Origin of the sequence: Neisseria cinerea (assembly GCF_900475315.1) — a bacterium.
In the GTDB taxonomy this organism is placed as follows: Bacteria; Pseudomonadota; Gammaproteobacteria; order Burkholderiales; family Neisseriaceae; genus Neisseria; species Neisseria cinerea.
In genome coordinates this window covers 1,013,788-1,039,217 of sequence record NZ_LS483369.1, presented here as the reverse complement: position 1 = coordinate 1,039,217, position 25,430 = coordinate 1,013,788, and the positions used below count along the sequence as shown (strand labels likewise).

Annotated in this window: 23 protein-coding genes; 19 read left to right on the top strand and 4 right to left on the bottom strand. The window is 51.0% G+C overall.

Annotated features, from left to right (window positions below):
* The first annotated feature begins 737 nt into the window (after positions 1–737).
* From ilvB to ilvC, 4 genes are all read left to right on the top strand, one after another.
* Positions 738–2,465 (top strand): biosynthetic-type acetolactate synthase large subunit, encoded by a 1,728-nt coding sequence (gene ilvB, locus DQM57_RS05455; protein WP_111727211.1) that lies wholly within the window; start codon positions 738–740, stop codon positions 2,463–2,465.
* Positions 2,466–2,476: 11 nt separating this feature from the next.
* Entirely contained in the window at positions 2,477–2,968 is a 492-nt protein-coding gene (gene ilvN / locus DQM57_RS05450; RefSeq protein ID WP_107859720.1) for an acetolactate synthase small subunit, read from the top strand.
* Positions 2,969–3,027: 59 nt separating this feature from the next.
* Positions 3,028–3,321, top strand: a complete 294-nt coding sequence (locus DQM57_RS05445) for a putative quinol monooxygenase (protein WP_111727210.1) — start codon at positions 3,028–3,030, stop codon at positions 3,319–3,321.
* A gap of 73 nt (positions 3,322–3,394) precedes the next feature.
* Positions 3,395–4,408 (top strand): ketol-acid reductoisomerase, encoded by a 1,014-nt coding sequence (gene ilvC, locus DQM57_RS05440; protein WP_003674891.1) that lies wholly within the window; start codon positions 3,395–3,397, stop codon positions 4,406–4,408.
* Positions 4,409–4,537: 129 nt separating this feature from the next.
* Here ilvC and argF read toward each other — a convergent pair whose 3' ends face one another.
* From argF to lptF, 4 genes are all read right to left on the bottom strand, one after another.
* The gene (gene argF, locus DQM57_RS05435) at positions 4,538–5,533 is read right to left on the bottom strand and encodes an ornithine carbamoyltransferase (protein ID WP_111727209.1); all 996 of its coding nucleotides are present in this window, start codon (positions 5,531–5,533) and stop codon (positions 4,538–4,540) included.
* 139 nt (positions 5,534–5,672) lie between these two features.
* The gene (gene acnB / locus DQM57_RS05430) at positions 5,673–8,258 is read right to left on the bottom strand and encodes a bifunctional aconitate hydratase 2/2-methylisocitrate dehydratase (RefSeq protein ID WP_111727208.1); all 2,586 of its coding nucleotides are present in this window, start codon (positions 8,256–8,258) and stop codon (positions 5,673–5,675) included.
* A 208-nt stretch (positions 8,259–8,466) separates the two neighbouring features.
* The gene (lptG, locus tag DQM57_RS05425) at positions 8,467–9,537 is read right to left on the bottom strand and encodes an LPS export ABC transporter permease LptG (protein ID WP_111727207.1); all 1,071 of its coding nucleotides are present in this window, start codon (positions 9,535–9,537) and stop codon (positions 8,467–8,469) included.
* Positions 9,534–10,649, bottom strand: a complete 1,116-nt coding sequence (lptF, locus tag DQM57_RS05420) for an LPS export ABC transporter permease LptF (RefSeq protein WP_111727206.1) — start codon at positions 10,647–10,649, stop codon at positions 9,534–9,536. Before lptF ends, lptG begins: the two co-directional genes overlap by 4 nt.
* Positions 10,650–10,818: 169 nt before the next feature.
* On the opposite strand from lptF, the gene DQM57_RS05415 reads away from it, so the two are divergent.
* The 15 genes from DQM57_RS05415 (at position 10,819) to DQM57_RS05345 (ending at position 25,354) form a co-directional block, all read left to right on the top strand.
* Positions 10,819–12,225: a leucyl aminopeptidase gene (locus DQM57_RS05415; protein ID WP_111727205.1), complete on the top strand. Its 1,407-nt coding sequence runs from the start codon at positions 10,819–10,821 to the stop codon at positions 12,223–12,225.
* Positions 12,226–12,287: 62 nt separating this feature from the next.
* On the top strand, positions 12,288–12,728 hold the full coding sequence (locus tag DQM57_RS05410) for a DNA polymerase III subunit chi (protein WP_108043804.1): 441 nt from the start codon (positions 12,288–12,290) through the stop codon (positions 12,726–12,728).
* Positions 12,729–12,835: 107 nt separating this feature from the next.
* Positions 12,836–13,657 (top strand): FKBP-type peptidyl-prolyl cis-trans isomerase, encoded by an 822-nt coding sequence (locus DQM57_RS05405; protein WP_107960771.1) that lies wholly within the window; start codon positions 12,836–12,838, stop codon positions 13,655–13,657.
* 111 nt (positions 13,658–13,768) lie between these two features.
* Positions 13,769–14,395 (top strand): phosphoribosylglycinamide formyltransferase, encoded by a 627-nt coding sequence (gene purN, locus DQM57_RS05400; protein ID WP_003674877.1) that lies wholly within the window; start codon positions 13,769–13,771, stop codon positions 14,393–14,395.
* 15 nt (positions 14,396–14,410) lie between these two features.
* Entirely contained in the window at positions 14,411–15,082 is a 672-nt protein-coding gene (locus tag DQM57_RS05395) for a DUF3108 domain-containing protein (RefSeq protein ID WP_107960773.1), read from the top strand.
* 117 nt (positions 15,083–15,199) lie between these two features.
* Positions 15,200–15,622, top strand: a complete 423-nt coding sequence (locus tag DQM57_RS05390) for an OsmC family protein (protein ID WP_107996571.1) — start codon at positions 15,200–15,202, stop codon at positions 15,620–15,622.
* Between the two features lie 258 nt (positions 15,623–15,880).
* Entirely contained in the window at positions 15,881–16,597 is a 717-nt protein-coding gene (locus DQM57_RS05385) for a GntR family transcriptional regulator (protein WP_108043805.1), read from the top strand.
* A 149-nt stretch (positions 16,598–16,746) separates the two neighbouring features.
* Positions 16,747–17,649, top strand: a complete 903-nt coding sequence (locus DQM57_RS05380; RefSeq protein ID WP_108043806.1) for a LysO family transporter — start codon at positions 16,747–16,749, stop codon at positions 17,647–17,649.
* 42 nt (positions 17,650–17,691) lie between these two features.
* Positions 17,692–18,465, top strand: coding sequence for a DeoR/GlpR family DNA-binding transcription regulator (locus tag DQM57_RS05375; RefSeq protein ID WP_107996574.1), 774 nt, complete (start codon positions 17,692–17,694; stop codon positions 18,463–18,465).
* Positions 18,466–18,574: 109 nt separating this feature from the next.
* Positions 18,575–20,263, top strand: a complete 1,689-nt coding sequence (locus DQM57_RS05370; protein ID WP_167395592.1) for a glutamine--tRNA ligase/YqeY domain fusion protein — start codon at positions 18,575–18,577, stop codon at positions 20,261–20,263.
* Between the two features lie 92 nt (positions 20,264–20,355).
* A complete protein-coding gene (gshB, locus tag DQM57_RS05365) occupies positions 20,356–21,312 on the top strand; it encodes a glutathione synthase (RefSeq protein ID WP_167395591.1) in 957 nt (318 codons plus the stop codon).
* A gap of 58 nt (positions 21,313–21,370) precedes the next feature.
* A complete protein-coding gene (locus tag DQM57_RS05360) occupies positions 21,371–21,754 on the top strand; it encodes a diacylglycerol kinase (protein WP_107996577.1) in 384 nt (127 codons plus the stop codon).
* Positions 21,755–21,890: 136 nt separating this feature from the next.
* Positions 21,891–22,364: a copper chaperone PCu(A)C gene (locus tag DQM57_RS05355; RefSeq protein ID WP_003674857.1), complete on the top strand. Its 474-nt coding sequence runs from the start codon at positions 21,891–21,893 to the stop codon at positions 22,362–22,364.
* A 126-nt stretch (positions 22,365–22,490) separates the two neighbouring features.
* A complete protein-coding gene (mnmA, locus tag DQM57_RS05350; protein WP_108043873.1) occupies positions 22,491–23,594 on the top strand; it encodes a tRNA 2-thiouridine(34) synthase MnmA in 1,104 nt (367 codons plus the stop codon).
* Between the two features lie 71 nt (positions 23,595–23,665).
* Positions 23,666–25,354 (top strand): AMP-binding protein, encoded by a 1,689-nt coding sequence (locus DQM57_RS05345; protein WP_111727202.1) that lies wholly within the window; start codon positions 23,666–23,668, stop codon positions 25,352–25,354.
* Positions 25,355–25,430 lie beyond the last annotated feature (76 nt).

Genomic DNA, 25,430 nt, shown 5'->3' with positions numbered 1-25,430 from the left:
TTACAATGTGCCCATATTTCACAGCTTGGCAGAAATGCCACAAACCGCCCCTAAAAAATTTTGACTTTGACAAATTTACGGTATTTTTTACGGTATTATTGATTTGCCTAAAAATAAAATATATTTAAATCAGTATGATATGCTTTCATTTCGAGAGAGACCCTGCCGCTTTTAGAGCGGTTATTTTTTTGTCTATCGTATCCTGTACCGTGAATCACAGTCAAAGCAGATAAGGTGTTCATGTGGTTTTGTATCTATAATCATCTAATCCTATCTGTTTCCGTATAATTGAATCAACCTGTCTAGCAGACGCAATCTGAAAATACCTCCGGAAATATACTGTGAAGGTTGCTAAATAAAGAATGGTTAATCTGTTAAAGTAGGGGGTAATGTACGTTCTTTGTATTCGGTATGGGAGTGTGAAATGTCAACAATGTAGTTGTTTGCTGTTTCTCTGATTTATAAAAATTCATATAAATCATAATATAATAATTTTACAGATATTTAATGTTAAAAAGTAAAAGATTTTTCCTTGCCTGAATCTTCAGTTTGCGTTATCGTTGACGCTCTTTCATTTCATAAACTCTGTGTTTCTTCCCAATTGATTGGATGGTCTGTCTGTTACCGTGTTCCCTCAATGCGCGTACCCTAAATCGCTGCTTGGCGGAATTGCATTACAGGTGCTGTGGTAAAGCAGTTCGTCCCTATTGGTTTGAAACCATATAAAAGAGGTCATTATGCAATTATCAGGTGCACAAATCATAGTGCAAAGTCTCAAAGCTGAAGGCGTAGAGTATGTTTTTGGCTATCCGGGCGGCGCAGTCATCGAAATCTACGATGCTATTTTCCAACTCAATAAATTCAAGCACATTCTGACCCGACACGAGCAGGCGGCGGTACACGCGGCAGATGCGTATGCGCGCGTCAGCGGTAAAGTCGGTGTCGCGCTGGTTACTTCCGGTCCGGGAGTTACCAATGCGCTGACCGGCATCGCCACTGCATACAGCGATTCGATTCCGATGGTGGTTATCAGCGGACAAGTCGGCAATTCGCTTATCGGTACGGATGCGTTTCAAGAGGTGGATACGGTCGGCATTACCCGTCCGTGCGTCAAACATAATTTCTTGGTAACCGATGTCAACGAGCTTGCCGAGACCATCAAGAAAGCATTCCAAATTGCCGCCAGCGGCCGTCCCGGTCCGGTTGTAGTTGATGTTCCTAAAGATGTAACTCAGGCGATGGCGAAATTCAGCTATCCGCAGGAAGATATCTTTATCCGCTCTTACCAACCCGTTGTTCAAGGTCATATCGGGCAGATTAAAAAAGCCGTTCAAATGTTGGCTTCTGCCAAACGTCCGGTTGTTTATTTCGGCGGCGGCGTGGTATTGGGCAATGCTTCGGAAGAGCTGACAAAATTCGTCCGCATGATGGGCGCACCGTGTACCGGTACGCTGATGGGGCTGGGCGCATATCCTTCAAGTGACCGACAATTCTTGGGTATGCTGGGTATGCACGGTACTTACGAAGCTAACCTCGCCATGCAAAACGCGGATGTCGTGTTGGCAGTAGGCGCGCGTTTTGACGACCGTGTCGTATCCGTTCCGTCCAAATTCTTTGAAAAAGCCAAAAAAGTCATTCATATTGATGTTGACCCGTCCAGCATCGCCAAACGTGTCAAAGTTGATATTCCGATTGTCGGCGACGTGAAAAATGTGTTGACCGAAATGATCGGCTTGTGGGGTAAACAAGATACGACTCCCGCGTCCGATTCTTTAGACAAATGGTGGAAAAGCATCGAAGAATGGCGTTCGCGAGACTGTCTGTGGTTTGACAACGACAGCGAAATCATCAAACCGCAATACGTCGTGCAAAAACTTGCCGAAATCACCAACAACTCCGCCATCATTACTTCGGACGTAGGGCAACACCAAATGTTCGCGGCGCAATATTACCCGTTCGAACGCCCGCGCCAATGGCTTAACTCCGGCGGCTTGGGTACGATGGGTGTAGGTTTGCCGTATGCGATGGGCGCGAAACTTGCCGCCCCCGATCAAGACGTGTTCTGCATTACCGGCGAAGGTTCGATTCAGATGAACATCCAAGAATTGTCCACCTGCTTCCAATACCGCATTCCGGTAAACGTTGTTACCCTCAACAACGGCTATCTCGGCATGGTTCGCCAATGGCAGGAGCTGTACTACGGCAACCGCGAATCGGAAACCTATTTCGATTCTCTGCCTGATTTCGTCAAATTGGCGGAAGCATACGGACACATCGGCATCCGCGTGGACAAAAAATCCGATGTTGAAGGCGCGCTGTTGGAAGCGGTCAAACAAAAAGACCGTCTGGTATTTATCGACTTCTTGACCGATAAGAAACAAAACGTGCTGCCTATGGTCGGCAACGGCAAAGGTTTGGACGAAATGGTCCTGCCGCCACATATGCGCGAAAACCCGAAAGCGTAAGGAGAACGACAATGCGACATATCTTATCTGTTCTGATGGAAAACGAATCAGGCGCGATGAGCCGCGTGGTCGGTCTTTTCTCCGCTCGAGACTACAACATCGATTCCTTGGCAGTAGCTCCGACCGAGGACAAAACGCTTTCACGCATGACCATTGTTACCCATGGCGACGAGCATGTTATCGAACAAATCACCAAGCAACTCAATAAATTGATTGAGGTAATTAAAGTGGTCGATTTGAACGAAAGCCGTTTTGTCGAACGCGAATTGATGCTGGTAAAAGTCCGCGCCGTCGGCAAAGACCGTGACGAATTTTTACGCCTGACAGAAATCTACCGTGGCAGCATCATCGATGTAACCGACCGCAGCTACACCATCGAAATCACAGGCTCAACCGACAAACTCGACTCTTTCCTCGAAACTGTCGGACGAGCCCAGATTCTGGAAACCGTACGTACGGGCGCAGCCGGCATCGGCCGTGGCGAGCGTATCTTGAAAATTTAATACTGCCGTTTTTCAGACGGCAATATGCCGTCTGAAAAACAAAGCGGTAGGAGAGATTGATGTCAAACATTAAAATCGTCGCACTGGTTACCGTCAAACCCGAATACACGGAAACGCTGAAACCCTTGTTCCAAAGCCTGGTCAAAGCCAGCCGCGCGGAAGAAGGTAACATCAGCTACGACCTGCACCAGGAAATCGGCAAGCCAAACCGTTTCGTTTTCGTCGAAAACTGGAAATCTCAGGCTGCCATCGATGCGCACAATGCCAGCGAACATTTTCAAGGTTTCGTTAAAGTCATCGACGGCAAAACCGATGCGCTCGAAATTGTTTTGATGGAAGAGATCCCCGTTTAACCCTTTATCCTCAATCCAACCGTCCGGCATCCTCAACACAAAGCCGGAACTCATTTTATTCAAAGGAAATCAAATGCAAGTTTATTACGATAAAGACGCCGACCTGTCTCTGATTAAAGGCAAAACCGTTGCCATCATCGGCTACGGTTCACAAGGCCACGCACACGCAGCCAACCTGAAAGACTCAGGTGTCAACGTAGTCATCGGTCTGCGTCACGGTTCTTCTTGGAAGAAGGCAGAAGCCGCCGGTCATGTTGTTAAAACCGTTGCAGATGCGACTAAAGAAGCCGATGTGGTTATGTTGCTGTTGCCTGATGAGACCATGCCTGCCGTTTATCATGCCGAAGTTGCCGCCAACTTGAAACAGGGTGCAACCTTGGCTTTTGCGCACGGTTTTAACGTACATTACAACCAAATTGTTCCCCGTTCTGATTTGGATGTTATTATGGTTGCTCCTAAAGGACCGGGTCATACTGTACGCAGCGAATATAAACGAGGCGGCGGTGTTCCTTCATTGATCGCCGTTTACCAAGACAATTCCGGCAAAGCCAAAGATATTGCCCTGTCTTATGCGGCTGCCAATGGCGGTACCAAAGGCGGCGTGATTGAGACGACTTTCCGCGAGGAAACCGAAACCGACCTGTTCGGTGAGCAAGCGGTGTTATGCGGCGGTGTGGTCGAATTGATTAAGGCCGGTTTTGAAACTTTGACTGAAGCAGGTTATGCACCTGAAATGGCTTACTTCGAATGTCTGCACGAAATGAAATTAATCGTCGACTTAATCTTCGAAGGCGGTATTGCCAACATGAACTACTCTATTTCCAACAATGCAGAGTACGGCGAATATGTTACCGGTCCCGAAGTAGTAAATGCATCGAGTAAAGAAGCCATGCGTAACGCCCTGAAACGCATCCAAACCGGCGAATATGCGAAAATGTTTATCCAAGAAGGTAATGTAAACTACGCATCTATGACTGCCCGCCGCCGTTTGAATGCCGACCATCAGGTTGAGAAAGTTGGTGCTCAATTGCGTGCGATGATGCCTTGGATTACCGCCAACAAACTGGTTGACCAAGATAAAAACTGATTTTTCCTAATCAAACAAACTGCCTGTCTTATGACAGGCAGTTTTCTTAGTGCAGCTTTTAAAGGTTTTAGCTTTTTCTCATCATCTTGGCAAAGCAGGGAGGATAAGATGATATTCTGGAAAACGGTGTCAGTCGCCCAAAGCTGCAACCATCACTGCCTTAATCGTATGCATCCGGTTTTCCGCTTGGTCGAACACGATGCTGGCAGGGCTTTCGAATACTTCTTCCGTTACTTCTACGCCGTTTAAGCCGAAAGTTTCATAAATCCATTCTCCGACTTTGGTTTCCCGATTGTGGAAGGCGGGCAGGCAGTGCATAAATTTGACCTTCGAGTTGCCAGATACCGCCATCAGCTCGGGGGTAACGCGGTAATCTTTTAATAAATCAATGCGTTCCTGCCATACTTCTTTGGGCTCGCCCATGCTGACCCACACGTCGGTATGGATAAAATCTGCTCCCTTAACAGCTTCTTTCGTGTTTTCGGTCAACAAAATCTTTCCGCCGGTTTCTTCGGCAACGGCGCAGGCGCGGGCAACGATGTTTTCAGACGGCCACAAGGTTTTCGGTGCGCCGATACGCACGTCCATGCCGAGCTTCGCGCCCAACACCAGCAGCGAATTCGCCATGTTGTAACGCGCATCGCCGACGTACGCAAATGCGGTTTGGTTCAATGGTTTGCCGCTGTGTTCGCGCATGGTCAGAGCATCCGCGAGCATTTGGGTCGGGTGGAACTCGTTGGTCAGACCGTTGAATACGGGCACGCCGGCGTATTTCGCCAATTCTTCGACCACGTCCTGCCCGAAGCCGCGATATTCGATGCCGTCGTACATCCTGCCCAACACGCGTGCGGTGTCTTTGATGCTTTCCTTATGCCCGATTTGGCTGGCGGACGGCTCTAAATAAGTCACTCCCGCCCCTTGGTCGCGCGCGGCAACTTCAAACGCGCAGCGCGTCCGAGTAGAGGTTTTTTCAAAAATCAGGGCAATGTTTTTTCCTTTCATCCGCTGCACTTCGCACCCTGCCTTTTTGGCAGCTTTCAATTCGGCGGCAAGGTCGAGGTAGGCGGTGATTTCTTCCGGCGTGAAGTCTAAGAGTTTCAGGAAATGGCGGTTTTTCAGGTTCATATTATCGTCTGCCTTGTATGGCGGATGGGGAGGATTGCATTATACTGCCCGTTAAAAGGGTGGCAGAATATTATAATGCCGTCTGAAAAACTTTCAGACGGCATGGTTGCCAACCCCTTATATCACGGGGTTGCTCCGGTTAAACATTCACGGTTTCGGCTACTTCGTTGTAGCTGTCGATTTCGTTGAAGTTCATGTAACGGTAAATTTGGTCGCCTTGCTCGTTGATGATACCGATGTTGGCTTGGTATTCTTCAACGGTTGGGATTTTGCCCAGTTTGGAGCAGATTGCCGCCAACTCAGCCGAGCCGAGGTAAACGAAGGTGTTTTTACCCAAACGGTTCGGGAAGTTGCGGGTCGAAGTGGACATGACGGTTGCGCCTTCGTGTACTTGGGCTTGGTTACCCATACATAATGAGCAACCCGGCATTTCCATACGCGCGCCGGCGCGACCGAGTACACCGTAGTGGCCTTCGTTGGACAACTCTTTCGCGTCCATTTTAGTCGGCGGCGCTACCCACAGGCGGACGGGGATGTCGCTCTTACCTTCCAAAAGTTTGGAAGCGGCACGGAAGTGGCCGATGTTGGTCATGCACGAACCGATGAATACCTCGTCGATTTTGGTGCCGGAGCGTTCGGACATGAAGCACACGTCGTCAGGGTCGTTCGGGCAGGCGATAATCGGCTCTTTGATGTCGTCCATGTTGATTTCAATTACGGCGGCGTATTCGGCATCTTTATCCGCTTCAAGCAGCTCCGGATTTGCCAACCATTTTTCCATGGCTTTGATGCGGCGTTCCAAAGTGCGCGGATCTTGATAGCCGTTGGCAATCATGTTTTTCATCAATACGACGTTGGATTTCATGTACTCGATAATTGGCTCTTTGTTGAGCTTCACGGTACAGCCGGCGGCGGAGCGTTCGGCAGATGCGTCAGTCAATTCAAACGCTTGTTCCACTTTCAAATCAGGCAGGCCTTCGATTTCGAGGATGCGGCCGGAGAAGATGTTTTTCTTACCGGCTTTGGCAACAGTAAGCAGACCTTGTTTAATCGCGTACAGCGGAATGGCGTTCACCAAATCGCGCAGGGTTACGCCCGGTTGCAGCTTGCCGCTGAAGCGTACCAATACAGACTCGGGCATATCGAGCGGCATTACGCCGGTGGCTGCTGCGAAAGCAACCAAGCCGGAACCGGCAGGGAAGGAAATACCGATAGGGAAACGGGTGTGGCTGTCGCCGCCGGTGCCGACGGTATCAGGCAACAACAGACGGTTGAGCCATGAGTGGATTACGCCGTCGCCCGGACGCAGAGATACGCCGCCACGGGTAGAAATAAAGGCGGGCAGTTCTTTATGGGTCCTGACATCGACAGGTTTCGGATAAGCCGCGGTGTGACAGAAAGACTGCATCACCATATTGGCGGAGAAGCCCAAACAAGCCAAGTCTTTCAACTCGTCGCGGGTCATCGGGCCGGTAGTGTCTTGCGAGCCGACAGTCGTCATGCGTGGTTCGCAATAAGTACCCGGGCGCACGCCTTGTCCTTCTGGCAGACCGCAGGCGCGACCGACCATTTTTTGTGCCAAGGTAAAACCGGCTTTGCTTTCGGCAGGCGCTTGAGGCAGACGGAATTCGGTAGAAGCAGGCAGTTTCAGTGCGTCGCGCGCTTTGGCGGTCAGACCGCGACCGATAATCAGGTTGATACGACCACCGGCTTGCACCTCGTCCAACAATACTTGTGATTTCAAGCTGAACTCGGCAACGGTTTCGCCGTTTTTCACGATTTTGCCTTCGTAAGGCAGAATGTCGACGACATCGCCCATTTTCAGCGCGGAAACATCGACTTCAATCGGCAATGCACCGGAATCTTCTTGAGTATTGAAGAAAATCGGTGCAATTTTGCCGCCCAAGCACACGCCGCCGAAGCGTTTGTTCGGTACGAACGGGATGTCTTCGCCGGTATGCCAAATGACGGAGTTGGTCGCAGATTTACGAGAAGAACCGGTACCGACCACGTCACCGACGTAGGCAACAGGGTGACCTTTTGCTTTGAGTTCTTCCAACAATTTAATCGGACCGACTTCGCCCGGTTTGTCAGGATTGATGCCATCGCGCGGGTTTTTCAACATTGCCAGCGCGTGCAGCGGAATATCGGGACGGCTCCACGCGTCAGGCGCGGGAGAGAGGTCGTCTGTATTGGTTTCTCCGTCAACTTTGAAGACGGTAACAGTGATTTTTTCGGGAACTTTGGCGCGTGAGGTAAACCATTCGGCATCCGCCCAAGATTGCAAAACTTCCTGCGCGTATTTATTGCCTTTTTCGGCTTTTTCCTGAACGTCGTGGAAAGAATCGAACATCAGAAGCGTATGTTTCAAACCTTTGGCGGCAATAGGCGCGAGTTTGTCGTCGTCCAAGAGTTCGATTAAGGCGTGAATGTTGTAACCGCCGAGCATTGTACCTAAAAGTTCGGTCGCATATTCGGGGGAAACCAACGGGCTGGATGCGCTGCCTTCGGCAACGGCAGCTAGGAATGAGGCTTTGACTTTGGCGGCATCGTCCACACCTGGCGGAACACGGTGGGCAAGCAGTTCAACTAAGAACTCACCTTCGCCTGCGGGCGGGTTTTTCAGCAGCTCGACCAAATCGGCAGTCTGCTGAGCAGTCAGAGGAAGGGCGGGGATACCGAGGGCGGCGCGCTCGGCGGCGACTTTACGATAGGCTTCTAACATCTCTTTGTTCCTTTTTCTGTTTTTCTTCTGTCTGTTGCAAATGATTTGCGTTAAAGATTGTAAACAATATTTACATTGCTATCATAGACCAGTTTTAACAAAAATGGAACTGTTATATTGCCCGATATAATAGAGCTTGACTATCTGTCGGTATGGGCATGTCAATGAAAATGAATGCCGTCTGAAAAGAAGTTCAAACGGCATGTTTTTAACGTTTTTCCTGCCTGCGTATCAGCCAAACGGCGAGCAGGGCGAAGGCTATGGTGGGTAGTGCGCCGGCGAGGAAGGGTGGGACGCCGTAGAGTTGGCTAGTAAAGCCGAAGAGCCGTCCGGCGAAGTGGAACAGTAAGCCGAGGCAGATGCCGCCGAAGAGCTTCAAACCCATATTGCCGTGGCGGGTGGTTTGCGGGGTGAAGGCGAAGGCGACGAGTGCCATCACCCAGGCGGCGACGGGGTAAACCAATTTGCGCCACCAAGCGATGGCGTAGATTTGGGTGTTTTGGTTGTTGTTTTCGAGGTGGCTGATGTAGGTGGTCAGTTCGCCAACGGACATTTGGTCGGGTTTGACGAGCAATACGTCCATCAGGTTGCGCTTGACGGCGATCGGCCAGTTTTCTTCGGTAGCGGTGGAAACTTCGACTTTATTTTCGCCCAATATGCTGCTGCGGATATTTTTCAGCTGCCAGCTGCCGTCGTTGTTTAAAACGGCTGATTCTGCTTCTGCCGCTTGAGTCAGTTCGTTTTTGTCGTTGCGCTCCCAGATTTTAATGCCCAGCAGGGTATGGTCGGGCAGCATTTCGCGCACGTTGATGATGCTGTTTTTTTCTTTGAGCCAAAGGCCGGTATTGCCGGTGCTGATTTTGCCGTTGATGGCGGCGGATTTGATGTTTTCGGCTTTTTGGCTGAGGACGGGGGCAATCCATTCGCCGAGCGCGGCGGTGGCGGTAGCGAAAATCAGTCCGAATTGCGACAGAACCAGCAATAGTTTTTTGGTGCTCATGCCGCTTGCTTTGATGACGGTCAGTTCGCTGCCGGCGGCAAGCTGGCTGAGGGAAACGAGTCCGCCGATGAGGACGGCGAGGGGCATGAGTTCGTAGGCACGCGCGGGCATCTGCATGAGGACGTATTGCGCCATGGTTGCGCCGTTATAGCTGCCTTTGCCCAAGTCGCCGACTTCGTTGATGATTTCAAAAAAGCTGTACAAAGCGAGGAAGGCTAAGAGGGCGTAAACCGCCATAACCGCCATTTGGCGGATGATGTAACGTGAAATCAGGTTCATTTTCCGCCTCTCAATGTCAGACTTTTGCCAACCGCCTGCCAGAAGGGTTGGCTGGGCATACTGCGGACGCGCAGAAGTACGATTGCAATGACGAACATGATGATGTGCATGGGCAGCAGTCCGAGCCAGAAATGGATTTTGCCGTCTTCCACGGCATTGCGCAGGAAGGTCAGTCCGTTTTGGTAAATCAGGAAAAGCCCGATAGCGACGAGGATGTTGTAGGTGTGGCCGCTGCGCGGGTTGAAATAGGAAAGCGGTACGGCAAGCAGGCAGAGCAGGAGGACGCTGACGGTCAGCGAGATGCGCCACATCAATTCTGCCTGATGTTGCGGGTTGCTGCTGCCGATGAGCTGGGATGTCGGGATGGTGCGGCGGTGGGAAACGGGGTCGATGAGTTTGGGCGTGGTGCTGATAATTAGGCTGAGGTTTTGGAAGGAAACGCGGTTGTAGTCGGCTTTGCCGGGCGTACCGCTGTAACGGTAGCCGTTGCGCAGGTCGAGCGTGCGTTTGTTGTCGTTCAGCGAGAAATTACCTTCTTTGGCGAAGATAATGTTGTCGTTGCCGTTTTTATCTTGTTCGCGCAGGAACAGGTTTTTCATGATGCCGGATTCGGTGTCGAAGGTTTCGACGAAGTAAACCCTGCCGTTGCGCTTGCCCAAGCTGTTGAACTCGCCGGCTTCCACCAAAGACAACTCCTGCTTCTGCTTCAAGATTTCGGCATATTCGCGGCTGCGCAACTCTGCCCACGGCATGACCCAAAGCTGCATGACGGCAATCAGGATGGCAAAGGGCACGGCAAACTGCATGACGGGGCGTATCCATTGTTTCAACGCCAATCCGCAGGAGAGCCAGACCGACATTTCGCTGTCGCGCCAGTAGCGGGTCAACACGGTCAGCGTACTGATGAATGCGGTCAACACCAGCAAAAGCGGCGTCATGCCGATGACCCAGAAGCCGACCAATGCCAACACGGCATCGATGGCGACGCGCCCGTCGGCGGCACGTCCGAGCAGGTTGATTGCCTGCGTGGAGACCAACACCGCCAAGAGGACGACGAAAATGCCGACGGCGGTAAAAGAGAGTTCTTTGATGAAGTTTCTTTGATAAATCATAGAATCGCAGCTAGGAGCGGTAAGCGGTTCGGCGCAGGCGGATTGTCTGTGCAAGGTTTCAGACGACCTCTCAAAATGGAGTACAATCTTTCCAACCGTTTTCAGACGGCCTCTTGATGCAAAGGGTTGTCTGAAACTACCCGAAACCATCTCAATCAGGAGAATAAACGTGGAATTTAGCACAAAAGCCGAAACTTTGCAGGCTCAACAGGCAGGCGCACAGTTATTTGTCTGCACCGAAGAGGCGCAATTAAACCGCCCGACCGCCCTTGCTCTTTTGTCTTCGCTTGAAGAAGGTCAAACTTTTGCCGACACCAAAATCCCGACGGACAACGGTTTGCAGGCAGTCGCCGTCGTCCGACTCGACAAAACCGACCGCGCCGCGCTGAACAAAGCCGCTGCTGAAGCCGCCAAATGGGCGCAAAATCAGGAAACGGTCAATGCGGACATCCATGCCTTCGATGAAGCGCAAGCCGCCGCCGTTGCCGAAGCTTTTGCCATCGCGTTCGGCAACGCCGCCTACCGTTTCGACCGCTACAAAAAAGAAGCAAAGCCCGCCAAATTCGCACAAGCCGTGTTCCACACCGCACACGAAGCCGCCGTCAAAGAAGCCCTGCGCGTCGCCGAAGCACAGGTTTACGGACAAAGCTTCTGCCGCGATTTGGGCAACGCCGCGCCCAACGAATGCACGCCCGAATTTTTAGCGCGCACAGCCAAAGCCGAAGCCGAAAAACTCGGTGCACACGCCAAAATCATCGAAAAAGACTACATCAAAGAAAACATGGGTTCGTTCTGGTCTGTCGCCAAAGGCAGCGTCGAAGACCCATATTTGGTCGAACTGAGCTATTTCGGTGCAGCCGACAAAGAAGCCGCCCCCGTCGTCTTGGTCGGCAAAGGCATTACCTTCGACACCGGCGGCATTTCCCTCAAACCCGGTCTGAACATGGACGAAATGAAGTTCGACATGTGCGGCGCGGCAACCGTCATCAGTACCTTCTGCGCCGCCGTCAAACTACAACTGCCGATCAACCTGATTGCCGTCGTCGCCACTTGTGAAAACATGCCTTCCGGCGCGGCCAACAAACCGGGCGATGTCGTAAAAAGCATGAAAGGCTTGACCATCGAAGTATTGAACACCGATGCCGAAGGCCGTCTGATTTTATGTGACGCACTCACTTACGCCGAACAATTCAAACCCAAAGCCGTCATCGATGTCGCTACCCTGACCGGCGCGTGCATCATCGCCCTGGGTCATGACGTCAGCGGCGTGATGGGCAACAATCAAGACTTGGTCGACAGCCTGCTGGCCGCTTCCCGCAACGTGGACGATAAAGCATGGCAATTGCCACTCTTTGAAACCTACAAAGACCAGCTCAAATCCAACTTTGCCGACATCCCCAACATCGGTACGCCGGGTGCAGGCACGATTACCGCCGCAACATTCCTGTCTTACTTTACCGAAGACTATCCATGGGCACACCTCGACATCGCGGGTACGGCATGGAAATCCGGCAGCGAAAAAGGTGCGACCGGCCGCCCCGTTCCCTTGCTGCTGAACTATCTGCGTCATCTTTAATGGTATCATGATGCCGTCTGAAGCCTTTCAGACGGCATCATCCTGTCAAATGCTCAAACAATATGCCGAAAGTTACCTTTTATATCCATGTTGACCAAATCCCCCTTTTTACCTGTCGGTTGATTGCGCGCGCTATCCGAGACGGGGGTAGGGTGCTGGTGTGGTCAGACTCGTTCGGGCAGGTTCAAGAATTGGACAAAACACTCTGGCAATATGAAGCGGAAAGTTTTGTTCCTCATGAAGTCTGGACAACAGAGTATCCGATGCCGACGGATACGCCGGTTTTGTTGGCGGCCGGCGATAGGATTCCCGAAATTGCGGAAAATATGACGGTTCTTAATTTATCGGATGATTTTTGGAATGCCGCGCCCGTATTGCCGGAACGTATCTTGGAAATCGTCGGCAGCAGCCTTGAGGAACTTGCCGAGGCACGCGGGCGTTTTGCCGCCTATCGTAAAAGCGGTTTCCACATCGAACACCACGGCATGGGCGGGAGGAGTTAATGCCGTCTTGCCGCTATGCTTACAAAATTTAAACAGCTTTGATTCTATTTGATTCAAACTCGGCTATAATCCCGTTTTTCCGACCTTATTAACAGCGAAGAGCTATTATGAACAAAATTTTCAAAATCAGCGCACTGACCCTTGCCGCCACTTTGGCACTTTCTGCCTGCGGCAAAAAAGAAACAGCACCCGCATCATCCGCATCCGAGCCTGCCGCAGCTTCTGCCGCGCAGGGCGATACTTCTTCAATCGGTAATACCATGCAGCAGGCAAGCTATGCTATGGGTGTGGATATCGGACGCTCCCTGAAACAGATGAAGGAGCAGGGTGCGGAAATCGATTTGAAAGTCTTTACCGAAGCACTGCAGGCAATGTATGACGGCAAAGAAATCAAAATGACTGAAGAGCAGGCTCAGGAAGTGATGATGAAATTCCTGCAGGAGCAGCAGGCTAAAGCCGTAGAAAAACACAAGGCGGATGCGAAGGCTAACAAAGAAAAAGGCGAAGCCTTCCTGAAGGAAAATGCCGCCAAAGACGGCGTGAAGACCACTGCTTCCGGTCTGCAGTACAAAATCACCAAACAGGGTGAAGGCAAACAGCCGACAAAAGACGACATCGTTACCGTGGAATATGAAGGCCGCCTGATTGACGGTACCGTATTCGACAGTAGCAAAGCCAACGGCGGTCCGGCAACCTTCCCGTTAAGCCAAGTGATTCCGGGTTGGACCGAAGGCGTCCAACTCCTGAAAGAAGGCGGTGAAGCCACGTTCTACATTCCGTCCAACCTTGCTTACCGCGAACAGGGTGCGGGCGAAAAAATCGGTCCGAACTCCACTTTGGTATTTGATGTGAAACTGGTTAAGGTTGGTGCACCCGAAAATGCACCTGCCCAACAGCCGGCACAAGTCGACATCAAAAAAGTAAATTAAGTCCGAATCCATGCCCGAAACAGGTTTTCGGGCATTTTTACGGTCAATGCCGTCTGAGTTGCGCATCAAGCGTAGGAAGCAGGCGGTGCACATTCCAAAAAGTACACCCATATGAAGAAGATCGTCATTCTGATTTCAGGGCGCGGCAGCAACATGCAGGCCATCGTCAATGCTGCCGTTCCAAATGTCCATATCGCTGCCGTGTTAAGCAACAGCGAAACGGCGGAAGGACTGAAATGGGCGGCCGGTCAGGGTATTCCGACCGACAGCCTGAATCATAAAAACTTTGAATCACGACTTGCCTTCGATACGGCCATGATGGAAAAAATCGACGCATATCAACCCGACTTGGTGGTTTTGGCAGGTTTTATGCGGATTCTGACCCCCGAGTTTTGCGCCCATTACGAAGGCAGGCTGATGAACATTCACCCGTCCATCCTTCCCTCGTTTACCGGACTTCATACGCACGAACGCGCTTTGGAGGCAGGTTGCCGCGTTGCCGGCTGTACTATTCATTTTGTTACGGCCGAGCTGGATTGCGGCCCGATTGTATCGCAAGGGATTGTGCCGATACTTGATGGTGATACGGCAGACGATATTGCCGCACGGGTTTTAGCTGTCGAGCATAAACTTTATCCGAAAGCCGTTGCCGATTTTGCCGCCGGCCTCCTGAGCATCGAGGGCAACCGTGTGAAGAAAAAGGAAAGTGCGGATGCCGCTTGTTTCTTGCTGGCATGAACCGAACGGGAGCAAATGATGAAACCTCTTAAAAATGTATTTTCAGCCGTCATTTTATCTGCCGCATTACCGTACGCGTATGCGGCAGAGCTGCCCCAGTCTGCCACGCTGCATTATTCGGGCAGTTACGGCATTCCCGCCACTATGGTGTTTACGCGCAGCGGCAACGGCTACAAAATCGTTTCGACGATCAAAGTGCCTTTGTACAATATCCGTTTCGAATCAGGAGGTACAGTTAGCGGCAACACACTGCATCCAGCCTACTACAAAGATATACGCGGCGGAAAACTATATGCGGAAGCCAAGTTCGCCGACGGTAGCGTAACTTACGGCAAAGCCGGGGAGAGTAAAACCGAGCAAAGCCCCAAGGCTATGGATTTATTCACATTGGCATGGCAGCTGGCAGCAAACGACGCGAAACTTCCTTCCGGTCTGAAAATTACCAACGGTAAAAAACTTTATCCCGTCGGCGGCCTGAATAAAACAGGCGTAGGCAGATACAGTATAGACGGCGTGGAAACCGAGATTGTCAAATATCATGTCAGAAGGGGTGATGATACGGTAACTTATTTCTTTGCGCCGTCCCTGCATAATATTCCGGCACAAATCGGGTACACCGACGACGGCAAGACCTATACATTGAAACTCAAGTCGGCGCAAATCAACGGTCGGCCGGTCAGACAGTAGGCAGGCTTTAGAAGGAAGATTGCCGCCTTTTTTGGTTTTTTTGTATAGACCGCTTGAAATTGTTTACAATAATGCCATATAAACGGCGGTTTTAATGTTATTTTTAGGAACTCTATCATGCAGATTACATCAAAATGGATAGACGGGATGTGTTTTGTCGGTACGACTGAAGGCGGGCACAGTGTCGTTATGGAAGGTGCGGCGGCAGAAGGTGCGGTCAAGCGGGGACCCAGCCCGATGGAGATGTTGCTGTTGGGCGTGGCGGGTTGTTCGAGTATCGATGTTGTGATGATTGCCGAAAAACAGCGTCAGAAAGTTATTGACTGCCAGGCGACGGTAACGGCGAAACGGGCAGACGATGCGCCGCGCGTGTTTACCGAAATCCACATCCATTTCAAGGTAATCGGGCATGATTTGAAAGAATCGGCCATTGAGCGCGCCGTTCAGATGTCTGCCGAAAAATACTGTTCAGCTTCGATTATGTTGGGCAAAGCGGCAAAGATTACCCATAGTTTTGAAACTGTCGAGGCGGAGAAATAAGCATCAGACGGCATCATGAGGAAAATATCCGATGCCGTCTGAAAGGAAAAGGAATGGCGGATAAGTCGGAAGTGCATAAAAAAGCAGATATATTCAGGCTACACCCCCGAATATATCTGCTTGCTTCTTTCTCTCTCTCTACCAGCCTTTATAACACTTGGCTTTGTCTGCACATTGTGCAGCCTTGATTTAAGATTGTCAACAATTTTTAATTATATCTTAAGAAACTTTTGAAAGCGTGAAAATACGGGAGATATCATGAACCTTGAAAACGACAGCATTATCCATGCGCCCACAACTTCTTCCCTGATTCTTGAAGAGCGGCACGATTCGGAACTTTTCCGTGTTTACGCACGTATTTTGGACGGTATTACCGACCATGTGCTGCTTCCGGGTAAGAAGCTGACCGAATCCGAGCTTTGCCGTCAGATGGTGTGTTCGCGAAATACGGTTCGGGGCGCGTTGTCGCTTTTGGCGCACGATAAGATTGTCGATTTACAGCCCAACAGGGGTGCGTTTGTTCATGTTCCCGACCTGAAGGAGATGCGTGATGTATTCAATGCGCGCATTGAGATGGAGACAATGATTTTAAACATACTTGCCGGGCTGCCTGATTTGGAAACCTTACTCAAACCGCTTTATGCGATGATAGAGCGTGAAGAGGAGGCATCCGGAAAAGGTGACCGCGTGGGTTGGAACCGCCTGTCCAATGCGTTTCATGTCGAACTGGCCCGGTTGTTGGGCAACGATGTGCTGTTTGATATTATGAACACGCTGTGCGCGCGATCTTCACTGATTGTCGCCGTGGCGGGCGTGCACCGGAAGGAAAAGCACACAATCAATACGCACACGCATTCCGAACATCGGGAAATCCTCGACCTGCTGCTGGCGGGCAAGCGGAACAGGGTGGTCAAGATTCTGCGCAAACATTTGGGCAAATGCATGGAGCGTTTGGAAAAGACTTTGGAAGTTTAAGTTTTGGAACGGTTGGCCGTCTGAGTGTGTTCAGGCGGTTTTTTAATGGCAGTTCGGATACCGTCTGAAATATGGATGCGGGTATTTACAATTTTCAGACGGTAATTTTCAAGCCGCACATATCATGCAGCAATAAAGGAGGACAGGAGATGGACAGCCTGATGACATTGATTTCGGTATTGGTACCGATGTTCGCCGGATTTTTTATCCGTGTTCCCAAACCTTATCTGAGCGTGTTGGACAGAATGTTGTCAGTTTTGGTGTATGCTGTGCTTCTGCTAATCGGTGTATCGCTTGCCCGCGTGGAAAACTTGGGTACGCAGTTGGACGATATCGCACTGACGACCTTATGGCTGTTTTTTTGTACGGTAGGGACGAACCTGATTGTCTTGGCAGTTTTAGGGGAGTTATTTCCGTGGCGGCCGAATGGGAAAGGGAAGGGTGTTTCAGTCGGTGTGACGGGCAGTGTGAGGCAGCTCGGATGCGTGGTGCTCGGTTTTGTGTCCGGCAAATTGATGCGCGATATTTGGATGCCGTCTGAAAGCGCGGGCATGTATTGTCTGATGCTGCTGGTGTTCCTCATCGGCGTACAGCTCAAAAGTAGCGGCGTATCGTTGCGGCAGGTTTTGGTCAACCGCAGGGGGATTCGGCTGTCGGTCTGGTTTATGCTTTCATCTCTTTCAGGCGGGCTGCTGTTTGCCGCATCGGCAGACGGTGTGTCGTGGACGAAAGGTTTGGCGATGGCTTCCGGCTTCGGTTGGTATTCCCTCTCGGGTTTGGTCATGACCGAGGCTTACGGGGCGGTATGGGGCAGCATCATGCTGCTGAACGATTTAGCACGAGAGCTGTTTGCACTGGCATTTATTCCGCTGCTGATGAAGCGTTTTCCAGATGCGGCGGTGGGAATCGGAGGTGCGACCAGTATGGATTTTACATTGCCCGTGATTCAGGGTGCGGGCGGTTTGGAAGTCGTGCCGGTAGCGGTCAGCTTCGGCGTGGTGGTCAATATCGCCGCCCCGTTTCTGATGGTGGTGTTTTCCACGCTGGGCTGAACGCGGTAAAATCCACATTCGTAGGAAATGAAATAAAAACATATGAAACTGAAAATTCAAAGGCACGGACAAATTTTGAGCCTTGTCCAAAAATATCAGTTTATGACGGTTGACGATCTTGCCGCCAGATTGGAAGTTACACCGCAGACGATACGCCGTGATATTCAGGAATTGAGCGAAAGCGGCAGGCTGAAGCGTTACCACGGCGGCGCATCATCAAACGGAAGCCTGTCAGACAGCCTGCCTTCAAACCGCCAGATTCAATGTCAAAATGAAAAAAATGCCATTGCCCGGCTGATTGCGGAACATATTCCTGACGAGTCATCATTGTTTGTCAGTATCGGTACGACCATGGAAGCCGTGGCATCGGAGCTGGTGAAGCGACGCAGCAGCCTGCGGATTATTACCAACAACATCCACGTCGCTTCCATCGTTTCGGCACGTACGGATTATACGGTCATTATCACTTCCGGAGTCGTCCGCCCTTTGGACGGCGGTATTACCGGCGTGGCGACCGTCGATTTCATCAACCAGTTCAAAGTCGATTATGCCGTGATGAGCACACACGGTGTGGAAAGCGACGGTTCGCTTTTGGATTACGATTACAAGGAAGTCAGCGTCATGCAGGCGATGATTGCCAACGCGCGCGTCTGCTTCCTGGGTGTCGACCACAGCAAATTCCGTAGCAACGCGTTGGTCCGGCTTGGCGACATTACGGCGTTTGACAAAGTATTTACCGACCGGTTGCCCGATACCGCCATGCAGAAGATGCTGAAAGAGGCAGGTGTGGAATGCTTGGTTTCCGATGCCGTCTGAATGCTATGTCAAAGCCTGCAAGTCGGGTACAATAAACACATTCCCAAACCGTTCAGACGGCATCCCGATAATATTTATGTCGTCTGAAACCATCCATTTGAAGAAAACCATGCTCAATAAAGACCAATTCGCGGACAACCACTTCATCCGCACCCTCATCGAAGAAGACCTCAAAAGCGGCAAACACAATGCTATCCAAACCCGTTTCCCGCCAGAACCCAACGGCTACCTGCACATCGGACACGCCAAATCCATCTGCCTGAACTTCGGTTTGGCCTATATTTTCGACGGTTTGTGCAACCTTCGTTTCGATGACACCAACCCCGAAAAAGAAAACGACGAATACGTCAACGCCATCAAAGAAGATGTTGAGTGGTTGGGTTTCCATTGGGCGGGCGAGCCGCGTTTTGCTTCCAACTATTTCGACCAGCTTTACGACTACGCCGTCGGTTTAATCAAAGACGGTAAAGCGTATGTCGATGATTTGACGCCCGAAGAAATGCGCGAATACCGTGGTACGCTGACCGAAGCAGGCAAAAACAGTCCTTACCGCGACCGCAGCATCGAAGAAAACCTCGACTTGTTCACACGCATGAAAAACGGCGAGTTTCCAGACGGCAGCAAAACCTTGCGCCTGAAAATCGACATGGCTTCAGGCAATATCAATATGCGCGACCCCGTCATCTACCGTATCCGTCGCGCCCATCACCACAACACCGGCGACAAATGGTGCATCTACCCGATGTACGACTACACGCATTGCATTTCCGATGCCATTGAAGGCATCACGCATTCCTTGTGCACGCTCGAGTTTGAAGCCCACCGCCCGCTTTATGACTGGGTGTTGGATAACATCCCCGCACCGCACGCCACCCGTCCGCGCCAATACGAGTTTTCCCGTTTGGAGCTTCTGTATTCCATCACGTCCAAACGCAAGCTGAACCAACTGGTTTCAGACGGCCACGTTGCCGGCTGGGACGACCCGCGTATGCCGACCATTTCTGGTATGCGCCGTCGCGGCTACACGCCCGAAGGCCTGCGCCTGTTTGCCAAACGCGCCGGTATTTCCAAATCTGAAAACATCGTTGACATGAGCGTGTTGGAAGGTGCGATTCGCGAAGAGTTGGAAAACTCTGCGCCGCGCCTGATGGCGGTGTTGAACCCGCTCAAAGTAACCCTGACCAACTTTGAAGCCGGCAAAACTCAAAGCCGCCGCGCCGCGTTCCACCCCAATCACGAAGAAATGGGCGAGCGCGAAATCCCCGTGTCCCAAACCATCTACATCGAAGCCGACGACTTTGCCGAAAATCCGCCCAAAGGATTCAAACGCCTGATTCCCGGCGGCGAAGTGCGTTTGCGCCACGGCTATGTGATTAAGTGTGACGAAGTAGTCAAAGATGAGGCAGGCAATGTGGTCGAACTCAAATGCAGCATCGACCACGACACCTTGGGCAAGAATCCAGAAGGCCGAAAAGTCAAAGGCGTGATTCACTGGGTGTCCGCCGAACACGCCGCCGAAATCAAAGTCCGCCTGTACGACCGCCTCTTTACCGTCGAACGTCCGGATGCCGTGCGTGGTGAAGACGGCAAGTACCTGCCGTTTACCGATTTCCTTAATCCTGAATCCATCAAAGAAATCACCGCTTACGCCGAACCTGTCGCAAAAGATTTGCCGGCAGAAAGCCGTTGGCAGTTCGAGCGTATCGGTTATTTTGTTACCGACCGCAAAGACCACAGCAAAGACACGCCGGTGTTTAACCGCACGGTCACGCTGAAAGATTCTTGGCAGCCTAAGTAAAACCTCATCCTTGCCGTCTGAATATTGTTCGGACGGCATTTCTCCTTTACCCGCGAAATGCGGCACATTCGGCACACCGGAAAGGAAACATGATGAAAGTCCTCTTTATCGCCGACCCTATGGCAAGTTTCAAAACTTACAAAGACACTACCTACGCCATGATGCGCGAGATGGCAAAACGCGGCTGGCAACTGTTTCACACATTGAGCGGGGAATTGTCTGTAAACGGTGGCCTGGTAACGGCACAGGCATCGGCATTTGAATTTTTGGGTGCAAAAGCCGATGATGATCATGCGTGGTTCAAATCCGCGGGGAAAGTTCAGACGGCATTAAAAGAATTTGATGCCGTCATTATGCGTACCGATCCGCCGTTCGATATGCAATACCTCTACTCCACCCAATTACTGACGCTGGCGGAGCAGCAGGGCGCGAAGGTCTTTAACAGCGGACAGGCGATGCGTGACTTCAATGAAAAACTGGCGATTTTGAATTTCAGCCGGTTCACTGCGCCTACGCTGGTAACGACCCGTTCTGCCGATGTCCGCGCATTTTTGAAAGAACACGGCGACATCATCATCAAACCGCTCGACGGCATGGGCGGCATGGGCATTTTCCGCCTGACCGAAAAAGACCCTAATATCGGCAGCATCCTCGAAACCCTGATGCAGCTTGATTCCCGCACCATCATGGCGCAACGCTACATTCCCGAAATCGTACACGGTGACAAACGCATCCTGATTATCGGTGGAGAAGTCGTCCCCTATGCTTTGGCGCGTATTCCGCAAAACGGCGAAACACGCGGCAATCTGGCGGCAGGCGGGCGCGGCGTGGCGCAGGACTTGAGCGACCGCGACCGCGAAATTGCAGAGACTCTGGCTCCCGAGCTTAAACGGCGAGGCATTTTGCTTGCCGGTTTGGATGTTATCGGAAGCAACTTGACCGAAGTCAACGTGACCAGCCCGACCGGATTCCAAGAAATCATGAAACAAAAAGGTTTCGATGTGGCAGCAGTGTTTGCAGATGCCGTCGCCGAGTGGTCTGTACATTAAAAACCATGCCGTCTGAAATGTTTTCCTGTTTTCAGACGGCATTTTTGAAAAGATTCTTATGAAACCGTCTTCTTATGCGACCGGTAAAAAAGGTAAAAGCGGCATCAGGCGCATCATCAACGCTTTCGGCTACTCTATAGACGGCATCGCCGCCGCCTACCGTTATGAGGCTGCATTCCGCCAGGTTTTGTGGCTGAACGTGCTGCTGGTGTGCGCGGCATTTTTTTGGGTTTCCGAAACGTCCCTCCGCCTGCCGTTGGTTATCGCGTCTTTTGTATCGGTCATTGTCGAATTGGTCAATACCGCCATTGAAGCCGCCGTCGATCATACGTCGACTGATAGGCACGAACTGGCCAAACGTGCCAAAGATGCAGGTTCTGCCGCACAACTGGTTGCCATGCTGATGTTGGCGGCGGTTTGGCTGCCTGTCCTTTTTGGATAAAATACTTGCAGCAGGTTTTATAATCATTTAGGATTAGTATGTAGTATTTATTATTCGCTTAATCTATATCAAATTTCCGAACGGTATTTGTCTGTAAGATGAGCGCATCCTCGTTTGACATTTAAGGAGTAGAAAGATGAAAAAACTATTGGCAGCCGTAATGATGGCAGGTTTGGCAGGAGCGGCTTCCGCGGCGGGCGTTCATGTTGAAGACGGCTGGGCGCGTGCCACCGTCGAAGGTATGAAAATGGGCGGAGCGTTCATGAAAATCCACAACGACGAAGCCAAACAAGACTTTCTGCTCGGCGGAAGCAGCCCTGTTGCCGAACGTGTCGAAGTGCATACCCATATCAATGATAACGGCGTGATGCGTATGCGCGAAGTCAAAGGCGGCGTGCCTTTGGATGCGAAGTCCGTTACCGAACTCAAGCCCGGCAGCTATCATGTAATGTTTATGGGTTTGAAAAAACAATTAAAAGAGGGTGAGAAAATTCCCGTTACCCTGAAATTCAAAAATGCCAAGGCGCAAACCGTACAATTGGAAATCAAAACCGCGCCTATGCCGGCAATGGACCACGATCATCACCACGGCGAAGCGCATCAACACTGATTGTCTGATACATCCGAATGCCGTCTGAAGGAATGTCTCTTTCCTTCAGACGGCATTTTTATACCTGTTGGCAAAGTATGTTAGAATATGCCTTTAAAAACCGCCGTTTCCAACCATATTCTACGCATGAATACGATAGCAAACACCACCAATATCATCGTCGGACTCTCCGGCGGTGTCGATTCTTCCGTAACCGCCGTCCTGCTCAAGCAGCAGGGTTATCAAGTGCGCGGTGTATTCATGCAAAACTGGGAGGACGACGATAATGACGAATATTGCAGCATCAAACAGGATTCGTTCGATGCGATCGCCGTTGCCGATATTGTCGGTATTGATATCGACATCGTTAATTTCGCCGCGCAATATAAAGACAAAGTCTTTGCTTATTTTCTTCAGGAATACAGTGCGGGGCGCACGCCGAATCCGGATGTGTTGTGCAATGCCGAAATTAAATTCAAATGCTTTTTGGACTATGCCGTAGAGCAGGGCGCGGATACCATTGCTACCGGACACTATGCGCGCAAAGAAGTCCGCAACGGCGTGCATTACCTGCTCAAAGGTTTGGATCAAAACAAAGACCAAAGCTATTTCCTCTACCGCCTCAAGCCTTTCCAACTCGAGCGCGCGATTTTTCCGTTGGGCGGTTTGGAAAAACCTGAAGTCCGCCGCCTTGCCGCCGAATTTAATTTACCGACTGCCGCTAAAAAAGACAGTACCGGCATCTGTTTCATCGGCGAGCGTCCGTTCCGCGAGTTCCTGCAGAAATACCTGCCGACCGACAACGGCAAAATGGTGACACCCGAAGGGAAAACCGTCGGCGAACACGTCGGGCTGATGTTCTACACGCTCGGACAGCGCAAAGGATTGGGCATCGGCGGCGCGGGCGAACCGTGGTTTGTTGCCGCTAAAGATTTGACGAAAAACGAACTCATCGTCGTGCAAGGTCATGACCATCCGCTGCTCTATACCCGCAGCCTCGTCATGAACGATTTGAGTTTTACCCTGCCCGAAAGCCCGAAAGAAGGGCGCTACACCTGCAAAACCCGCTACCGCATGGCGGACGCGCCGTGTGAATTGCGTTATCTGGACGATGAAACGGTCGAGCTGGTGTTTGACGAACCGCAATGGGCGGTAACGCCCGGACAATCCGCCGTGCTGTATGAGGGTGATGTCTGCTTGGGCGGTGGCATCATCCAATCAACCGACAAGCCTGTCATCATTACGCGATAAAGGTAATGCCGTCTGAAACGGTTTTCAGACGGCATAGTTCTGCTTCATTTCACTCTAGAAGACCGAAAATTATGGAAAAAATCTGGTTAGACAGTTACGAACAGGGCGTGAATGCCGAAATCGACATCACGCAATACGGTTCCGTCAGCGATGTATTTTGCCAAAGTGTCAAGAAATTTGCCGGCCAACCTGCTTTTCAAAACATGGGCAAGACGCTGACTTATGCCGAAACCGGCAAACTGGCAACAGATTTTGCTTCTTATCTGCAAAACGTCCTTAAATTGCCTCGAGGAGAGCGCGTGGCAATAATGTTGCCTAATGTACTGCAATATCCGGTTGCGCTTTTCGGTATTTTGCAGGCAGGTTTGGTGGCGGTGAACACTAATCCGCTCTATACCCCGCGCGAGCTGGAGCATCAGTTGAAAGACAGCGGAGCGACCGCCATCATCGTTTTGGAAAATTTCGCCAACACGTTGGAGCTGGTGCTGCCGCGCACGCAGATCAAACACGTCATCGTCGCCTCCATCGGCGAAATGTTCGGGCTGCTTAAAGGTTCGCTGATCAATTTCATCATCCGAAAAATCAAGAAAATGGTTCCCGAATACCGTATTCGGGAAACCGTTTCCTTTCAGACGGCATTGAAAGAGGGGGCGAAGCACGTTTTCCAACCTGTCGCATTAAACCGCGAAGATACCGCGCTGTTGCAATACACGGGCGGCACGACAGGTGTTGCCAAAGGGGCGGTGCTGAGTCACGGCAACATCTGCGCCAATATGCTTCAGGCAAAAGAATGGATTAAAAACCAGTTGCGTGAGGGAAAAGAAACCGTTATCGCTGCCTTGCCGCTGTACCATATTTTTGCCTTAACCGTGAATCTGATGATTTTTGCCAATGCAGGTTCAAAAATTGTCCTGATTACCAACCCGCGCGATATGAAAGGCTTTATCGGAGAACTGAAAAAACAGCGGGTTAATGTATTTATCGGCGTAAACACGCTGTTTAACGCGATGGTTAACCGTCATGATTTTGCCGAAGTAGATTTTTCAGGATTGCGGCTGACTTTGGGCGGCGGTATGGCGACCCAAAAAGCCGTTGCCGAAAAATGGAAAAAAATTACCGGTACGCCTATTGTCGAAGCCTACGGTTTGACCGAAGCCAGCCCCGGTGTGTGCTGCAACCCGCTCAATATCGAAGCATACAGCGGCGGTATCGGACTACCCGTTCCCTCTACCGAAGTCGAACTGCGCGATACGGACGGCAAAGAAGTTGCCGTCGGACAGCCGGGCGAACTTTGGGTGCGCGGCCCGCAAGTCATGAAAGGCTATTGGAACCGTCCTGAAGAAACCGCTAAAGCCATAGACGCGCGCGGTTTCTTGGAAACCGGCGATATTGCCGTCATGGACGAAAAAGGCTGGTTGAAGCTGGTTGACCGTAAGAAAGACCTCATTGTTGTTTCCGGTTTTAATGTTTATCCGAACGAAATCGAAGAGGTAATCGCACACAACGACAAAGTCATGGAAGTTGCCTGTATCGGCGTTCCCGACGAAAAAACCGGAGAAGCCCTCAAAGTGTTTGTCGTCAGAAAAGACCCGTCTTTGACGAAAGAAGAACTTATCGCCTTTTGCCGTACCGGGCTGACCGCATATAAAGTTCCGAAAAACATTGAATTCCGTGAGGAACTGCCCAAATCCAACGTCGGTAAGATTCTGCGTCGCGAGTTGCGGCAAAGTGTCGGGAAAGAAAGAAAATATGCCGTCTGAAAATATCCGGTTGCCGTAGAAACGGTATTCGTTTGTTTGCCAGAACCAAGTGCTTCAAGTTAAAATCACACATTCC

Excerpts from the sequence above, each read along its gene's own strand:
- DQM57_RS05370 (WP_167395592.1), top strand. The coding sequence starts at position 18,575 with ATGCTCAATAAAGACCAATTCGCGGACAACCACTTCATCCGCACCCTC.
- DQM57_RS05445 (WP_111727210.1), top strand. The coding sequence starts at position 3,028 with ATGTCAAACATTAAAATCGTCGCACTGGTTACCGTCAAACCCGAATAC.
- ilvB (WP_111727211.1), top strand. The coding sequence starts at position 738 with ATGCAATTATCAGGTGCACAAATCATAGTGCAAAGTCTCAAAGCTGAA.
- DQM57_RS05345 (WP_111727202.1), top strand. The coding sequence starts at position 23,666 with ATGGAAAAAATCTGGTTAGACAGTTACGAACAGGGCGTGAATGCCGAA.
- purN (WP_003674877.1), top strand. The coding sequence starts at position 13,769 with ATGAAGAAGATCGTCATTCTGATTTCAGGGCGCGGCAGCAACATGCAG.
- ilvC (WP_003674891.1), top strand. The coding sequence starts at position 3,395 with ATGCAAGTTTATTACGATAAAGACGCCGACCTGTCTCTGATTAAAGGC.
- acnB (WP_111727208.1), bottom strand. The coding sequence starts at position 8,258 with ATGTTAGAAGCCTATCGTAAAGTCGCCGCCGAGCGCGCCGCCCTCGGT.
- DQM57_RS05390 (WP_107996571.1), top strand. The coding sequence starts at position 15,200 with ATGCAGATTACATCAAAATGGATAGACGGGATGTGTTTTGTCGGTACG.
- argF (WP_111727209.1), bottom strand. The coding sequence starts at position 5,533 with ATGAACCTGAAAAACCGCCATTTCCTGAAACTCTTAGACTTCACGCCG.
- gshB (WP_167395591.1), top strand. The coding sequence starts at position 20,356 with ATGAAAGTCCTCTTTATCGCCGACCCTATGGCAAGTTTCAAAACTTAC.
- lptG (WP_111727207.1), bottom strand. The coding sequence starts at position 9,537 with ATGAACCTGATTTCACGTTACATCATCCGCCAAATGGCGGTTATGGCG.
- DQM57_RS05385 (WP_108043805.1), top strand. The coding sequence starts at position 15,881 with ATGAACCTTGAAAACGACAGCATTATCCATGCGCCCACAACTTCTTCC.
- DQM57_RS05410 (WP_108043804.1), top strand. The coding sequence starts at position 12,288 with ATGCCGAAAGTTACCTTTTATATCCATGTTGACCAAATCCCCCTTTTT.
- DQM57_RS05375 (WP_107996574.1), top strand. The coding sequence starts at position 17,692 with ATGAAACTGAAAATTCAAAGGCACGGACAAATTTTGAGCCTTGTCCAA.
- DQM57_RS05355 (WP_003674857.1), top strand. The coding sequence starts at position 21,891 with ATGAAAAAACTATTGGCAGCCGTAATGATGGCAGGTTTGGCAGGAGCG.
- DQM57_RS05405 (WP_107960771.1), top strand. The coding sequence starts at position 12,836 with ATGAACAAAATTTTCAAAATCAGCGCACTGACCCTTGCCGCCACTTTG.
- DQM57_RS05380 (WP_108043806.1), top strand. The coding sequence starts at position 16,747 with ATGGACAGCCTGATGACATTGATTTCGGTATTGGTACCGATGTTCGCC.
- lptF (WP_111727206.1), bottom strand. The coding sequence starts at position 10,649 with ATGATTTATCAAAGAAACTTCATCAAAGAACTCTCTTTTACCGCCGTC.
- DQM57_RS05360 (WP_107996577.1), top strand. The coding sequence starts at position 21,371 with ATGAAACCGTCTTCTTATGCGACCGGTAAAAAAGGTAAAAGCGGCATC.
- mnmA (WP_108043873.1), top strand. The coding sequence starts at position 22,491 with ATGAATACGATAGCAAACACCACCAATATCATCGTCGGACTCTCCGGC.
- DQM57_RS05395 (WP_107960773.1), top strand. The coding sequence starts at position 14,411 with ATGATGAAACCTCTTAAAAATGTATTTTCAGCCGTCATTTTATCTGCC.
- ilvN (WP_107859720.1), top strand. The coding sequence starts at position 2,477 with ATGCGACATATCTTATCTGTTCTGATGGAAAACGAATCAGGCGCGATG.